At 73.8% G+C, this 15,556-nt stretch carries 12 protein-coding genes; 5 read left to right on the forward strand and 7 right to left on the reverse strand.

Annotated features, from left to right (window positions below; genetic code table 11):
* Positions 1-2 precede the first annotated feature (2 nt).
* From BN2279_RS12470 to BN2279_RS12480, 3 genes are read right to left on the reverse strand one after another with little or no spacing between them, the layout of a single operon-like run.
* On the reverse strand, positions 3-782 hold the full coding sequence (locus BN2279_RS12470) for an ABC transporter ATP-binding protein (protein WP_059008905.1): 780 nt from the start codon (positions 780-782) through the stop codon (positions 3-5).
* Complete coding sequence (locus BN2279_RS12475) at positions 779-1,906, reverse strand: FecCD family ABC transporter permease (RefSeq protein WP_079032107.1); 1,128 nt, start codon at positions 1,904-1,906, stop codon at positions 779-781. The genes BN2279_RS12470 and BN2279_RS12475 overlap by 4 nt, the downstream gene beginning before the upstream one ends.
* Positions 1,896-2,897 (reverse strand): ABC transporter substrate-binding protein, encoded by a 1,002-nt coding sequence (locus BN2279_RS12480; protein WP_059008907.1) that lies wholly within the window; start codon positions 2,895-2,897, stop codon positions 1,896-1,898. The genes BN2279_RS12475 and BN2279_RS12480 overlap by 11 nt, the downstream gene beginning before the upstream one ends.
* A gap of 107 nt (positions 2,898-3,004) precedes the next feature.
* Between BN2279_RS12480 and BN2279_RS12485 the strand changes: the two genes are divergently transcribed.
* Positions 3,005-4,780, forward strand: a complete 1,776-nt coding sequence (locus BN2279_RS12485; protein WP_079032108.1) for an MFS transporter — start codon at positions 3,005-3,007, stop codon at positions 4,778-4,780.
* A gap of 15 nt (positions 4,781-4,795) precedes the next feature.
* Here the strand turns inward: BN2279_RS12485 and BN2279_RS12495 are convergent, their stop codons facing one another.
* A complete protein-coding gene (locus BN2279_RS12495) occupies positions 4,796-5,938 on the reverse strand; it encodes an MFS transporter (protein ID WP_059008911.1) in 1,143 nt (380 codons plus the stop codon).
* Positions 5,854-6,525 (reverse strand): MerR family transcriptional regulator, encoded by a 672-nt coding sequence (locus tag BN2279_RS31195; protein ID WP_079032109.1) that lies wholly within the window; start codon positions 6,523-6,525, stop codon positions 5,854-5,856. Before BN2279_RS31195 ends, BN2279_RS12495 begins: the two co-directional genes overlap by 85 nt.
* Before the next feature lie 98 nt (positions 6,526-6,623).
* Between BN2279_RS31195 and BN2279_RS12505 the strand changes: the two genes are divergently transcribed.
* Positions 6,624-7,622: an alpha/beta hydrolase gene (locus tag BN2279_RS12505; protein ID WP_059008913.1), complete on the forward strand. Its 999-nt coding sequence runs from the start codon at positions 6,624-6,626 to the stop codon at positions 7,620-7,622.
* A 151-nt stretch (positions 7,623-7,773) separates the two neighbouring features.
* Positions 7,774-10,779, forward strand: a complete 3,006-nt coding sequence (locus tag BN2279_RS12510) for a bifunctional [glutamine synthetase] adenylyltransferase/[glutamine synthetase]-adenylyl-L-tyrosine phosphorylase (RefSeq protein ID WP_059008916.1) — start codon at positions 7,774-7,776, stop codon at positions 10,777-10,779.
* On the opposite strand, the gene BN2279_RS12515 is transcribed toward BN2279_RS12510, so the two are convergent.
* On the reverse strand, positions 10,767-11,642 hold the full coding sequence (locus BN2279_RS12515) for a phosphatase PAP2 family protein (protein ID WP_079032111.1): 876 nt from the start codon (positions 11,640-11,642) through the stop codon (positions 10,767-10,769). The genes BN2279_RS12510 and BN2279_RS12515 overlap by 13 nt on opposite strands.
* Positions 11,643-11,975: 333 nt before the next feature.
* The gene (locus BN2279_RS12520) at positions 11,976-13,004 is read right to left on the reverse strand and encodes a LacI family DNA-binding transcriptional regulator (protein WP_059008919.1); all 1,029 of its coding nucleotides are present in this window, start codon (positions 13,002-13,004) and stop codon (positions 11,976-11,978) included.
* Positions 13,005-13,286: 282 nt separating this feature from the next.
* Here BN2279_RS12520 and BN2279_RS12525 point away from each other — a divergent pair, with 282 nt between their 5' ends.
* Complete coding sequence (locus BN2279_RS12525) at positions 13,287-14,546, forward strand: extracellular solute-binding protein (RefSeq protein WP_059008921.1); 1,260 nt, start codon at positions 13,287-13,289, stop codon at positions 14,544-14,546.
* 38 nt (positions 14,547-14,584) lie between these two features.
* A complete protein-coding gene (locus tag BN2279_RS12530; protein WP_059008922.1) occupies positions 14,585-15,556 on the forward strand; it encodes a carbohydrate ABC transporter permease in 972 nt (323 codons plus the stop codon).

Below are 15,556 nucleotides of genomic sequence, written 5' to 3' on the forward strand. Positions count from 1 at the left end.
GGTCAGTCCGGTCCGGCGGCGGCGACGCCCCGGCAGGTGAGGGCGAGGTGGCCGGCCGGGTCGGGGGCGAGGGCGGCGTCGATGCCGAAGACGTCGCGCAGCCTGCCGGGTGTCAGCACGTCCTCGGGGGCGCCGGTGGCGACGAGGGTGCCGTCGCACATCAGCAGCAGCCGGTCGCAGTAGCGGGCCGCCAGCGACAGGTCGTGCAGGGAGACCAGCACGGTCTGGTCCGTTGCCGCGAGCAGCTCCATCAGCGCCAACTGGTGCTTGATGTCGAGGTGGTTGGTCGGCTCGTCCAGCAGGATGCCCCAGGGCTGCTGGGCCAGGGCGCGGGCGAGGTGGGCGCGTTGGCGTTCGCCGCCGGACAGGCTCCGCCAGGTGCGGGTGGCCAGGGCGGTGAGTCCGGCGTGCCGCAGGGCGGCGTCCACGACGGCCCGGTCGGTGGCGTCCGGCCCCCGCCACCGGCCGCGGAACGGGGTGCGGCCGAGCGCGACGACGTCGGCGACCCGCAGATCGCTGTCGGCGTCGGCGGACTGCTCCACGAACGCGATCCGGCGCGCGACGCGGCGGGCGTCCCAGCCTCGGATGTCCTCGCCGTCGTAGCGGACCGTGCCGGTGGTGGGGGCGCGCAGGCCCGCGACGCAGCGCAGCAGCGAGGACTTGCCGGAGCCGTTGGGGCCGATCAGGCCGACGGTCTCGCCGGGCAGGATCTCGGCGTGGACGTCGCGCACGACGGTGGTGCCGCGCGCCGACCAGCTCAGGTTCTCGACCGTGATTCTCACAACTCGCCCCGTTTCCGCAGGATGAGGAGGAACAGCGGCACGCCGAGCAGCGCGGTGAACACCCCGACCGGCACCTCCCGGGGCGTGAACGCGATCCGCGCCAGCGCGTCCGCCCACACCAGGAACACCGCGCCGGCCAGCGCGGTGAACGGCAGCAGCACCCGGTGCGTCGGCCCGACCAGGAACCGCACGCCGTGCGGCACGATCAGGCCGACGAAGCCGATCGCGCCGACCGACGCCACCGCCACCGACGTCATCAGCGCGGTCACGACCAGCAGCGTCGCGCGGGTGGCGCGCACCCCGACGCCCAGCGACGCGGCCGTGTCCGCGCCGAACGCGAAACCGTCCAGGGCGCCCGCGCACGCCCACGTCACGGCCAGCCCGACCACGGTGGTGACCGCGCCGATGACGACGACGTCCCAGCGCGCCGATGCCATGGACCCCAGCAGCCAGTGCGTGATCGCCCGGGTGGTGTCGGCGTCGCCGGACGCCATCAGGATCAGCGCCGTGACGGCGGCGAAGAACTCGCCGACGATCACCCCGGTCAGCACGATCCGCAGCGAGTCCAGGCCGCCGCGCCGCAGCAGGATCAGCAGCAGCCCGAACGACAGCAGGGCGCCGGTGAACGCGCCGCCGGTGACGCCGAGAGAGCCGGCGCCGATGCCGAGGACCACGACGACGACCGCGCCGGTCGAGGCGCCCGAGGAGACGCCCAGCAGGTAGGGCTCGGCCAGCGCGTTGCGGGTGACGGCCTGGAGCACCGCGCCGCAGACGGCCAGCGCGGCGCCGACCAGGGCGGCCAGCAGCACGCGCGGCAGCCGCAGGTCCCAGATCAGGCTGTCGAGCAGCGGCGGCAGCGGCTCGACGGCCAGGCCGAGCCGCCCGCCGAGGGCGCGGCCCAGCTCGCCGTAGCCGACGTCGGCGGAGCCGATCCGCACCGACGCGGCGACCGAGAGCAGCAGGGCCGCGGTCCCGAGCAGGCCGAGCGCCGTACGGGACAGCCTGCCGCCCGTCGCCACCGGCGGTGGCGTGACCGGCTGTGGCCCGGGCAGCGCGCGGGCCGAGGGGTGCAGCACGCCCAGCAGGTCGCGCCCGGACCCGGCGGGGGCGCGGCTAACCGGCATAGCCCAGGTCCCGCAGGCCCTCGGCGACCAGGCGCAGGGTGTTCACGCTGCGCACCGAGGGGTCCATCTCGATGCCGGGCACCTCGATGATCCTGGTCTCCCGGACCGCGTCGAGCCGGGAGACGACGGGGTGGTCGCGCAGCATCGTGAGCTTCTCCTCGGCGCTGTCACCGGGCGCCCCGCGTTCGGACAGGTCGCCGATGACCAGCAGGTCGGGGTCCCGTTCGGCGATCTCCTCCCAGGTGACCTCCGGCCACTGCTCGTCCACGTCGTCGAACGCGTTGACCACGCCGAGGCGTTGGCTGATGTCGCTGGGTATGCCGCCGTTCCCGGCCACGTACGGCAGGCCGTTGAACACCGAGTACAGCCACACCACGGTCGGCGGGTCCGTGACCGTCTCACGGGTCTCCTCGGCCTCCTCGACCACCTGCCGCTGCTCGGCGATCAGTTCGGCGGCACGGTCCTCGACGCCGAAGATCCGGCCGAGGTTCTCGTAGTCCACGAAGAGCCGGTCGAACGGGGTCAGCCCGGCCTCGTTGTCCTCCGGGCAGTCCACCGCGCTGACGTACGAGGGCAGTCCGAGTTCCGCCAGCTCCTCGCGGGTCCCGGCGCGGTCCCTGCTGTACAGCGCGGCGAACGAGGCGACCGTCACATCCGGTGTCGCCTCGCGCAGTTGCTCGCCGGTGAGGATGTCGGGGCTGAGCACGGGCACCTGTTCGTACGCCTCCCGGTACCGCGGCGCGATGTCCGTCACCAGATGGGCCGTTCCCACCATGCGGTCCTCAAGGCCCAGCTCCAGCAGCATTTCCGTGGCGCCCTGGTCGAGGGCGACGGCCCGTTCCGGTGCGCGGTCGAACGACAGGTCCCGGCCGCAACTGGCGACCGTCACCGCCCCGTTGGAACCGGACCTGTCCTGCCCGCCGGAGTCGGCGCAGCCCGCGGCGACCAGGGCGAGGGCGAACACGAGGCCGGCGCGGGCGCGTTGCGGCATGGAGGTACCTCCGGACGGGCGGGGAGCGGTCGAACCGGCCGGAAACGCGCGGTCCTCCACGCTCATGCGATAGTGACGCAGATGCTAGTCATATGCAGGAAGCCTCGATGAGGCGGCCACCCCGAACGCCGGACACGGCCCTGGGCGCCGCCCGGGCGGACCCGTCCCTCCTGCGGGACGGGCCGTTTCTGCGCCTGTGGTCGGGCACCACCGCCTCCGGACTGGCGACGTGGGCCATGCCGTTCGTCCTCGGGCTCGCCGTACTGGACCGCTCCCTGTCCGCCGGGGGGCTCGGCCTGGTGCTGGCCGCCCGCACCGCCGGGTTCCTCGTCGCCGTGCCGGTCGGCGGCGTGCTGGCCGACCGGCACGCGCGCCGGGGCGTGGTGCGGGGCGCGGCCCTGGCCGCCGCCGCGGCGACCCCGGTGGTCGCGGCGGGACTGGGCCGCTCGGTGGCGGTGATGGCCGTCGCGGCCGTGGTGGTCGGCGCCGGACAGGGCGCGTGCCGGCCCGCGTTCCAGGCGCTCCCCGCCGAGGTCGTCGCCGCGCCGCGCCGCCGCCGCGCCAACGCGGCCATGTCGCTGGCGGTGCGGGTCACCACCCTCGTCGCCCCCGCCGGGGCGGCCCTGCTCGCCGTCGTCCTGAGCCCCGCCGCGCTGCTGCTGGGCACCGGCCTGCTGTGGCTGGCCCCCGCCCTCCTCCCGCCCCCGGGAACGGGCACCCCGCGCGCCGACCCGGCGGCCGAACGGGTCCCGTTCCACGCGGAGTTCGCCGAGGGGGTCCGCGAGGCCGGGCGGCACCCGTGGTTCCTCGCCGGGCTGGCGGCGCTGACGACCGTCATCGCCACCGGCTACTCCGCCACCGGCGTCATCCTGCCGCTGGTCAGCCGCGACCGGTACGGCAGCGAGGCCGTGCTCGCGGCGGCCCTCACCGCGTACACCGTCGGCGCGCTCGCCGGGGCCCTGCTCGTCGCCCGCCGGCCGGCCCGCGCCGAGGGCTGGGCCGCGCTGGCCGGTCTGGCCTGCTACGGCTTCGCGCCGCTGGGGCTGCTGCTCCCCGGGCCCGCCGCCCTGGTCGTCGTCGGCTACTTCCTCGCCGGGGCGGGCATCGAACTGTTCAACGTGCCCTGGTTCACCGCCACTCAGCGGGAGGTGGCGCCCGACCGGCTGGCCCGGGTGTCGTCGCTGGACTTCCTGCTCTCCTACGGGCTGGCCCCGGTCGGCCTCGCGCTCATCGCCCCGGCGGCCGACACGTTCGGCACCGGGCCGGTCCTGGGCGTCTGCGCCCGGCTGCGGCAGCTCTTCCCGACGCGGCTGCGGCACTCCCGCGACGGGAAGCCGGTGCACCTGCACGCCGACAGCTTCGACGTCGTCGTGGACACCGGCGGCGCGCCGGTCCGCCGCCGCGACCCCGACGAGGACCACGTGCTGGTCCAGTGCGTCACCGCGGCGCCCTCCGGCGGCGGGTCGTTCGTCCTGGACGCCTACCGGTTCGTGGACGAACTCGCCGAGACCGACCCGGAGCTGTGGGAGTTCCTCACCACCGCCGACGTCGATCTGTACGGGGCCTGGGCCGACCTGCGCGGCGTGCCCGCCGTGCCCCGCGTGGGCCGGCACGTCGAGTACACCCGCGCCGGGCGGCGCGTCGTCCGCCGCCCCGACGGCGCCGCCCCGCTGCACCGGGACCCGGACGAGGACCATATCCGGGCGATGCTGGCCCGGTTCGGGGAACGCGTCCACGCCCTCGAGCCCCGCCTGCCCCGTTTCACGCTCGCCCCGGGCGAGGTGCTGCTGCTGGACAACTACCGTTGCTGGCACGGCCGCGACGCCCACACCGGTGACCGTGTGGTCCGCATCCTCACCCTGCGCACCGACGAGGCCCGCTGAGCCGGGCGGCCCCGGTCAGACCCGTTCCGCCGGGGGGAAGCCGTGGCGCCGGGCCACGGCGGCCGTCAGCAGCGAGACCGCCAGCAGCGCGCACGCCGTCCACGGCAGCGCGCCCGTGCCCGCGCCCGCCAGAACGGCCCCGCCGAGGAGGGAACCACCGGCCATCCCGACGTTCCAGCCCGTGACCCACAGGGAGTTGGCCGTGTCGGCGTCCCGGGGAGCCGCCCGTACCCCGGCGGTCTGCATGAGCGTCGGGATGCCGCCGTGCGTCACCCCCCACAGCGCCGCGGCCGGCACCACCACCGCCGTGACGTGCCCGCACGCACCGAAGGCCGCCAGGCACAGCGCGGCCAGCCCGAGCAGCCCGAGGAGCGCGGCGCGCGGCCGGCGGTCGGCCGTGGCCCCGGCCAGCCAGACCCCGCCCATGGAGCCGAGTCCGAAGACGAACAGCAGCGTCCCGGTGCCGACGCCGATCCCGGCCCGTTCCACGAACGGCGCGATGTACGTGTACAGCACGTAGAAGCCCAGCACCATCGCGAGCGACGCGGCGTTGACCGACACGATCCCGGGCGTCCTGACCGTCCTCATCAGCCCCGCGCCGTGCCCGGCCGCCTCGCCCGGCAGAGGCGGCAGGTACCGGAGCGCGAGGGCGGCCAGCGCGGCGGCGAGCGCGGTGAGGAGCCAGAACGTGGCCCGCCAGCCGACGAGTCCGCTCAGCGCCGTCCCGGCCGGGATGCCGAGGGACAGCCCGGCCGTCATCCCGGCCAGCGCCGTGGCGATGGCCTTGCCGGCCGCGTGCGGCGCCAGCCGCGCGGCGTAGGCGGGGACCATCGCCCACAGCAGCCCGGCGCACACCCCGGACAGCACCCGTGCCACCAGCGTCACCGCGAAGGCGCCGGACACCGCCGTCACCGCGTTGGTGGCCGCGAAGCCGAGCAGCAGCGCCACCAGCAGCGCCCGGCGGGGCAGGGCCAGGGTCCAGGCGGTCATCGGGATCGCGGTACCGGCCGCCGCCAGCGCGTACACGGTGATCAGCAGCCCGGCGCGGGACTCGGTCACGCCGAGTCCGGCGCTCATCGCGGGCAGCCCGCCCGCCGGGAGCGCCTCGGTGAGGATGGTGACGAAGGCGGCGGCGGCCAGGACGAGCAGCCCGCGCAGCGGCCACCCCGGCGAGGCGGTGGCGGCCGGGGCGTGGGGGGCGGGGGCTCGCGTTTACTCACAGCCTCTGCCCCCCACCGGACGGGTCCGGCTGGTGTAGGGGGGGGCAGCGGCGTGTCGCGCCTCCTCATTTTTATTTTCACACAGCGCGGCGCCCTCCAAGCCCGCGCGTGGGAGGAGAGAGAGGAGTGTAAGAGAGATATAAGAGACACCCCCGGCGCGGTCCCCGCCGCCGTGCGCGCCGCGCCGAGGTAGGCGTCGATGGCGTCGCGGTTGCGGATCAGGCACCGGATCCGCCGGTCGAGCTGCTCCCGCTCCCGCGCCACCTGATCGAGCATCTCCGCGCACGGCACCCTCGGCAGCAGCTCCGCCGGGCCGTCGAGGTACGGGAGGATGTCGCGGATGATCCGGGTCGGCAGGCCGCAGTCGATCAGGCCCCGGATCTGCCGCACGACCTCGTCGGCGCCGTCGCAGTAGTCGCGGTACCCGTTGCCGCCGCGCGCGGGGCGGATCAGCCCCTCCTCCTCGTAGTAGCGCAGCGCCCGGACGCTCACGCCCGTCATCCGCGACAGCTCGCCGATCCTCATGTGACGCACCTCATGGGTCCTCGGATTGACCCTCACGTTGACGTGAGGCTTTTACGTTAACGCTCCTCAGCCGCACCGAGGAAGACGGAGGGCACATCGTGCGAACCGACCCGGGCGTCACCGGCCGCATCGACCCGGACGTGCGCGAGGGCCTCAAGGCCCTGCACGCGCTGACCGGGCCCGGTGGCCTGGTGAACCACGCCATCCCGCGCCAGCGCGAACTCTACGAGGAGATGAACCGGGCGGCCCTCGCCGCCCAGCCGCCCGACGACCGGGTCGAGCACGAGGACCTCACCGTCCCCGGGCCGCCCGGCGCGCCCGCCGTGGCGGTACGGGTCTACCGGCCCGCCGGGAGCGCGGGCGGCGACCCGCTCCCCGGCATCCTCTACATCCACGGCGGCGGCATGATCACCGGCAGCGTCGACACCGACCACCGGCAGGTGCTGCCGCTGGTCACGGGCGTCCACGCGGTCGTCGTCTCCGTCGGATACCGCCTGGCGCCCGAACACCCGGACCCCGCACCGGTCGAGGACTGCTACGCGGCGTTCGTGTGGCTGGCCCGCGAAGCCGGCCGGCTCGGCGTGGACCCCCGGCGGCTGGCGCTCTACGGCGGCAGCGCGGGCGGCGGCCTGGCCGCCGGCGTCGCGCTCCTCGCCCGCGACCGGGGAACACCCGGGGCGGCCTTCGTGATGCTGCCCTACCCGATGCTCGACGACCGCAACACGACACCCTCCAGCCACCAGATCACCGACGTCGGGATCTGGGACCGCGCGGCCAACCTCCAGGGCTGGCGGGCGCTGCTCGGCGACCGCGCCGGCACCGCGGACGTCAGCCCCTACGCCGCCCCGGCCCGCGCCGAGGACCTCCGCGGCCTGCCGCCCACCTACCTGGACGTCGGCGACCTCGACCTGTTCCGCGACGAGGACATCGACTTCGCGGCACGGCTGGCGCGCGCCGGGGTCCCGGTGGAGCTGCACGTCTACCCCGGAGGCGTCCACGCGAGCGAACTCCTCGCCCCCGGCTCCGAACTCGGCACCCGCGTCACCGGCTACCGCCTGGCCGCCCTCAACCGGGCCCTGAACCCCCCGGCCCGGTGACACCCGCGCCCTGACGGCACCGCGTTCCCGTCGTCAGGATCGCGTATACCGGGCGGTCACCGGCCCGGGGATGTGGTTACGCTTCTTGGGGACCCCGGCCCGGCCGGGGCCCCTGGGACAAGGGCGACCAGGAGCGCAGAGGGGACGAGCCGTGCCGGTGGGCGGGCGACGTGACAGCCGTTTCGGACAACTGCTGCGCCGGGGCTTCACCGACCCCAGAACCGCCGAACGGCTCCTCGACGACCCCGTGCTGCGGCCGGTCGCGCACGATCCCGTGCTGCTCGACGGGCTCGGCGCCACGGCCGACCCGGACCTCGCGCTGCGGGCCCTGGTCCGGCTCGTCGAGGCGCAGCCCGAGGCACGGCGGGCCGACCTGCTGGACACGCTGATCGCCGCCGAACCGCTGCGGGCCCGGCTGCTCGGCGTGCTCGGCGCCTCCGAGGGGCTCGGCGACCAGCTCGCCCGCCACCCCGGGCAGTGGCAGGCCCTGATCGCCTTCGACACCGAGGCCGACCCGCACCCCGGCGTCGAGGAGTTCGAAGCCGCCCTGGCCTCCGCCCACGACCCCGACGCGCTGCGCGTCGGCTACCACCGGGTGCTGATGACCATCGCCGCCCGCGACATCACCGGCTCCCTCGGCTTCGCGGAGACCGCCGCCGAGCTGGCCGACCTGGCCACCGCCACCCTCCGCGCCGCCCTGCGGATCGCCTCGGGCGAGGCGCCGCAGGACGCGGAACGGTGTCGGCTCGCCGTCCTCGGCATGGGCGAGTGCGGCGGCCGGGAGCTGAACTACGTCTCCGATGTGGACGTGATCTTCGTCGGCGACCCCGCCGAGGGCGTCGAGGAGGGCCCCGCCCTCCAGGCCGCGACCCGGCTCGCCGCCCGGATGATGCGGATCTGCTCCGACACCACCGCCGAGGGCACCATCTGGCCCGTCGACGCCAACCTCCGCCCCGAGGGGCGCAACGGCCCGCTGGTCCGCACCCTCAGCAGCCACCTCGCCTACTACCGGCGGTGGGCCAAGACCTGGGAGTTCCAGGCGCTGCTCAAGGCCCGCCCGGTCGCGGGCGACCTCACCCTCGGCGGCGACTACTGCGCCGCCGTCGCCCCCCTGGTGTGGCAGGTCTCCGAGCGGGAGAACTTCGTCGCCGACGTGCAGCAGATGCGCCGCCGCGTCGAGGAGTCCCTGCCCGCCAAACAGGCCGAGCGCGAGCTGAAACTCGGCCCCGGCGGCCTGCGCGACGTCGAGTTCGCCGTCCAGCTCCTGCAACTCGTCCACGGCCGCACCGACCCCGAGCTGCGCCACGCCACCACCCTCGACGCGCTGGCCGCCCTCGCCGCCGGCGGCTACGTCGGCCGCCAGGACGCCGCCTCGCTCGACGCGTCCTACCGTTTCCTGCGCTCCGCCGAGCACCGCATCCAGTTGCACCGGCTGCGCCGCACCCACCTGATGCCGACCGAGGAGGCCGAGCTGCGCAGACTCGGCCGCTCGCTGGGCTTCATGGGCGAGCCCGTCCAGGAGCTGACCGCCGTCTGGCGCCGCCCCACCGCGGGCGTGCGCCGCCTGCACGAGAAGCTGTTCTCCCGGCCGCTGCTGGACGCCGCCGCCCGCCTCGACGGACAGATGCGCCTGGGCGAGTCCGCCGCCAAGGAGCGCCTGGAGGCCCTCGGCTACGCCGACCCCGCCGCCGCGCTCCGCCACCTGTCCGCGCTGGCGTCCGGCGTGTCCCGCAAGGCCGCCATCCAGCGCACGCTGCTGCCGGTGCTGCTGGCCCGTTTCGCGGACTCCGCCGACCCCGACTCCGGGCTGCTCGGCTTCCGCAAGGTCTCCGACGCGCTGGGCACCAGCCCCTGGTACCTGCGGCTGCTGCGCGACGAGGGCGCCGCCGCCGAGAACCTCGCCCGGGTGCTGTCCGCCGGACGTCTCGCCCCCGACCTGCTGCTCCGCGCCCCCGAGGCCGTCGCCCTGCTCGGCGACCCGGCCGGGCTGCGCCCGCGGACCCGGCGCGCCCTCACCCAGGAGGTGCAGGCCGCCGTCGGCCGCGCCGACTCGCCGGAGGCGGCCGTCACGGCGGCGCGCGGCGTGCGGCGGCGCGAACTGTTCCGCACGGCGGCGGCCGACATAGTCGGCGCCTACGTCACGCCCGAGGTGACCGGCGCGGACGCGGCCGAGCCCGCCGAGGAACCCGGAGCTGTCCTCGACCGGGTCGGCGACGCGCTCACCGACATCAACGCCGCCCCCCTCGCCGGCGCCCTGCACGCCGCCACCGCCTCCTACGGCGCCGACGGCCTGCCCACCCGGCTGGCCGTCATCGCCATGGGCCGGTTCGGCGGCCACGAGCTGAACTACGGCTCGGACGCCGATGTGATCTTCGTCCACGAGCCGATGGACGGCGCCGGTGACCGAGAGGCCGCCGAGGCCGCCTTCGCCGTGGCCAACGAGATGATCCGGCTGCTCCAGCTCCCCAGCATCGACCCGCCCCTCCTCGTCGACGCCGACCTGCGGCCCGAGGGCAGGAACGGCCCGCTCGTCCGCACCCTCAGCAGCTTCGCCGCCTACTACCGCCGCTGGTCGCTGGTCTGGGAGAGCCAGGCCCTGCTCCGCGCCGAGCCGGTGGTCGGCGACCCGGGCCTGGGGGAGCGGTTCATCGAGCTGATCGACCCGCTGCGCTACCCGGCCGGCGGACTGTCCGACGCGTCGGTGCGCGAGATCAGGCGCCTGAAGGCCCGGATGGAGGCGGAACGGCTGCCGCGCGGCGCGGACCGGACCACCCACACCAAGCTGGGCCGCGGCGGCCTGTCCGACATCGAGTGGACCGCGCAGCTCCTCCAGCTCCAGCACGCCGGTACCGAGCCGGCGCTGCGCACCACCCGCACCCGGCGGGCGCTGGCCGCCGCGGCCGGACTGGGCCTGCTGGACGCCGGGGACGCGGCGGTGCTGGACGAGGCGTGGGTGCTGGCCTCGCGGGTGCGGAACGCGGTGATGCTGGTGCGCGGCCGGCCGCTCGACACGTTCCCCACGGACCCGCGCGAGTCGGCGGCGGTGGCGCGTTTCCTCGGCTACGGGCCGGGCGAGGTCGGCCGGATGCTGGACGACTACCGGCGCACCACGCGGCGGGCCAGGGCCGTGGTGGAGCGGCTGTTCTACGAGAGCTGAGGCCGCCGTCGCGGCGGCGGCGCGTCCGCGACCCGCCGGGGCAGCCGGTAGCACAGGCGCCCGTACCAGAGGCGGGCGACGAGATACCCGAAGGCCAGGCAGATCATGCCGCCGACGGCGTCGAGCCAGAAGGGGTTGGCCGTCGCCACGATGACCAGCAGGGTCAGCGCCGGGTAGAGCGCGCCGAGCAGTTTCAGCCACCAGGGACGGGCCAGCACGGCGAGGGTGAGGCCGCACCACAGGGACCAGCCGATGTGCATGGACGGCATCGCGGCGTACTGGTTCGACACGGAGGCCATCTTGGTGCCCTCGGCGGAGAGGGAGCCCCAGGTGTGGTGCACGGACGCGGTGTCGATGAAGTCCATGCCCTCCATCAGCCGGGGCGGCGCGAGGGGATAGAAGTAGTAGCCGATCAGGGCGACGGCGGTGGTGGCGAACAGCACCGTGCGGGTCGCGCCGTACCGGCCGGGGTGGCTGTGGAACAGCCAGACCAGGACGGCGATGGTCACCACGAAGTGCAGGGTGGCGTAGTAGTAGTTCATCGACACGATCAGCCAGGTCACACCCGCCACGGCGTGGTTGACGGACCGTTCGAAGGCGAGGCCGATCGAGTCCTGGAAGTCCCAGATCCAGCGGGCGTGGCTCTGTGCCTGGTCGACGCGGGTCGGGGCGGCGTTGCGGATCACCGAGTAGACGCCGTAGCTGACGGCGATGAGCAGCAGCTCGAACCAGAGCCGGGGGCGCCGGGGTGTCCGCAGCGAGTCCAGCGGTCGCGCGGGGGCGGCTGTCTCCTGATCCCGATCGGTCACGAGCCCTGCCGTATCCACTCGCTCTTCTTCCGGCCTGACGCTTGTTGCCCCCATGGGCCCACAGTCTGCCAGAGGACTGACGCCGACCCGATCATCCTCCGGTCTGCTCTTCACTCCGGCATCTTCCCCCACGCCCCATCCCCCCCGTCCCTCATATCAATCCGACGCTGCCGCCGACGAGGTAAACGTACAACTTAGTCGCCACCGTACGCTCCTCTTAATCACTGTACTCCAGGGGGGCGACCCCCGTGCCCCCGGCCGCGCGTCGTGGTGGTCAGGCTTGCTGTATGACGGGCGCGGTCGCCGTGGAACCCCGGACCACCAGCTCCGGCATGCTGCGTTCTTCCGGGGGGCGACCCCCGTGCCCCCGGCCGCGCGTCGTGGTGGTCAGGCTTGCTGTATGACGGGCGCGGTCGCCGTGGAACCCCGGACCACCAGCTCCGGCATGAAGACGAACTCGCTGTGCGGGGCCGGTGTGCCGCCGACTTCCTCCAGGAGGGCGCGGACCGCTGCCTGGCCCATCGCGAAGACGGGCTGGCGGATCGTCGTCAGGGGCGGGTCGGTGAAGGCGATCAGGGGCGAGTCGTCGTAGCCGATCACCGAGCAGTGCTCCGGCACGGACAGGCCGCGCTGCCGTGCCGCGCGGATCGCGCCGAGGGCCATCATGTCGCTGGCGCAGACGATCGCCGTGCAGTCCCGGGCGAGCAGGGCCAGGGCCGCCGCCTGGCCGCCCTCCAGGGTGTAGAGCGAGTGCTCGATCAGCCGCCGGGCGTCGCCGGAGACCATGCCGAGCTCCTCCTCCATGGCCCGCAGGAAGCCCTCGATCTTCCGCTGGACCGGCACGAACCGCTCCGGCCCCAGGGCCAGGCCTATCCGCCGGTGGCCGAGGGAGGCCAGGTGGGTGACGGACAGCCGCATCGCGGCGCGGTCGTCGGGGGAGACGAACGGTGCCCGCACCTTCGGCGAGAAACCGTTGATCAGCACGTAGGGGACGCCGCCCGCGCGCAGCCGCTCGTAGCGCTCCATGTCGGCGCTGGTGTCGGCGTGCAGGCCCGAGATGAAGATGATGCCCGCCACGCCACGCTCGACCAGCATCCCGGTCAGCTCGTCCTCGGTGGACCCGCCTGGGGTCTGCGTGGCCAGCACCGGCGTGTAGCCCTGGCGGGTGAGCGCCTGGCAGATCACCTGCGCGAAGGCGGGGAATATCGGGTTCTCCAGCTCCGGCGTGATCAGGCCGACCAGGCCCTCGCTGCGCTTCTGGAGCCGCACCGGCCGCTCGTACCCCAGCAGGTCGAGAGCGGCCAGAACGGATTCGCGGGTGGCGGTCGCGACGCCGGGCTTGCCGTTCAGGACCCGGCTGACCGTTGCCTCGCTGACGCCCGCCTGGGCTGCGATGTCGGCTAGCCGTGCGGTCACAGTTCGGGACTGTACCCGCCAGGGATCGACCTGCCCACTGTCGAGGGAAAACTGTACCGGAATGTATGAATTTGGGTGCTTGCATTCTGGTTGAGACGTGTTCCCAGCGCCTCAGAAGCCACCCGAACGGCCCCGCGTAACGTCCTTGCTGAAAATTGCCGCAAGCTCTTTCCAAAGTTTTTCGCCACTGTTACGTTCCTGCTCGGCCCGGCGCGGCGGAGGCGCGGCGCATAGGGTGGACATAGCCCCCTTAACCCGGGCGTAACGCTTGGAGGAGTTCACATGCGGCGCAGCATAGGAACGACGGCCGTCGTTGCGGCTCTGGCACTTGCGGCAACGGCTTGCGGAGACGACGGCGGGAGCGGGGGGGGAGGGGGCGCGGGCGCGGACGGCGAGCTGTCCGGCACGGTCACCTTCTGGGACACATCGAACGAGACCGAGGCCGAGGTCTTCGAGGCGGTCGCCCGGGACTTCGAGGACCAGCACCCGGACGTCACCGTCGACTACGTCAACATCGGCTTCGACGACGCCCAGAACCGTTTCAAGAACGCCGCCGGCGCCAACGAGGCCCCCGACGTCATGCGCACCGAGGTCGCCTGGGTCGCCGACTTCGCCAACCTCGGCTACCTCTACCCGCTCGACGGCACCGCCGCGCTGGACAACCAGGAGGACTTCCTCCCGACGGCCTGGGCCAGCACCCAGTTCGAGGGCGAGACCTACGCGGTGCCGCAGGTCACCGACACCCTGGCCCTCTTCTACAACAAGTCCCTCCTGCGGGAGGCCGGCGTCGAGGTGCCCACGTCGCTGGACGAGATACGCGACTCCACCGAGGCGTTCGAGGACATCGGCACCACGCCGCTGTACGCGCGCGGCGACGACGCGTACTGGTTCCTGCCGTACCTCTACGGCGAGGGCGGCGACCTGGTGGACGCCGAGGCGCGCGAGGTCACCATCGACGATCGGTCCGGCGTCGCGGCCTTCGAGCAGTTGAAGGACCTGATCGACTCCGGCGCCGCCACCACGGACACCAGCGACGGCTGGGAGAACATGATGTCCTCCTTCGCCGACGGCGACGTCGCCATGATGATCAACGGCCCCTGGGCCCTCGCGGACGCCACCGCCGCCCTCGGTGACGACCTGGGCGTCGCCCCGGTCCCGGCCGGTTCGCAGGCGCAGGGCGCCCCGCTCGGCGGCTGGAACTACGGCGTGTACGCGGGCACCGCCGACGCCGACGCCTCGTTCGCCTTCGTCCAGTACATGAGCTCCGCCGCGACACAGCAGCGGATCACCGAGGAACTGGGGCTGCTCCCCACCCGGCAGTCCGTCTACGAGGTGCCGGCCGTCGCCGACAACGAGATGGTGCAGTTCTTCAAGCCGGCCGTGGACGTGGCCCACGAGCGGCCGTGGATCCCGGAGGCCCAGTCGCTCTTCGAGCCGCTGCTGACCTCCCTGGAGGCCATGCTGACCGGATCCGCCTCCCCCGAGCAGGCGGCGTCCGACACCGGGGACGCGTACCGCGACCTCCTCGAGGACTGGAACTGAGCGGCGCGGACCGAGGCGAGGGATGAAGGGGCGAGACCATGGCTGACGCTGTGAACCCCCGCGCGACGGCGGCCCCGGCCGCCCCCGGGCGGCTGCGCCGGAGCCTGACCGCGCACTGGTACGCCTGGGCCATGATCGCGCCGGTGGTCGGCGTGATCACCGCCATCATCGGCTGGCCGCTGGTGCGGGGCGTCTACCTGTCGCTGACCGACGCCGACGAGGCGAACGTCGAGCGGCAGATCGGTGTGAACAAGATCCCGGCCACCTACGACTTCGTCGGCCTGGACAACTACACCGCCATCCTGAAGGACGAGGTCTTCTGGGACCGCCTGGGCTGGACCGTGCTGTGGACCGTGGCGTGCGTGAGCGTCACGTTCCTGCTCGGCCTGGGCCTGGCGAACATGCTCAACCGCTCCTTCCGCGGCCGGACCGTCTACCGCATGGCGCTGATCCTGCCCTGGGCCATTCCGGCGTTCGTGTCGGTCTTCGCCTGGCGGATGCTCTACAACGAGCGCAACGGCCTGCTCAACAGCCTGCTGGACGGCGGTGGCGTCGAGGGCGTCTCCTGGCTGTCGGACCCGACCATGGCGAAGGTCTCCGTCATCGCCGTCAACGTCTGGCTCGGCGTGCCGTTCATGCTGATCGCGATGCTCGGCGCCCTCCAGTCGATCCCCGCCGAGCAGTACGAGGCGGCGGAGATGGACGGCGCCAACGCCTGGCAGCGGTTCTGGAACATCACGCTGCCCGGCGTCAGGTCCGTGTCCATGACGGTGGTGCTGCTGAGCACCATCTGGACCTTCAACATGTTCCCGGTGATCTTCCTGCTCACCCGAGGCGGGCCGGCGGGATCCACCGACATCCTGGTGACCGAGGCGTTCCGGCTGGCGTTCGTCAGCAGCCCCCGGGACTTCGCGAACTCCGCGGCGTGGGGCGTGCTGATCCTGCTCCTGCTGGCCCTGTTCGCGGTCGCCTACCGCAGGGCACTGCGCAAGCAGGGAGAGGTGTGGTGA

This window comes from Streptomyces specialis (assembly GCF_001493375.1).
GTDB lineage: Bacteria > Actinomycetota > Actinomycetes > Streptomycetales > Streptomycetaceae > Streptomyces > Streptomyces specialis.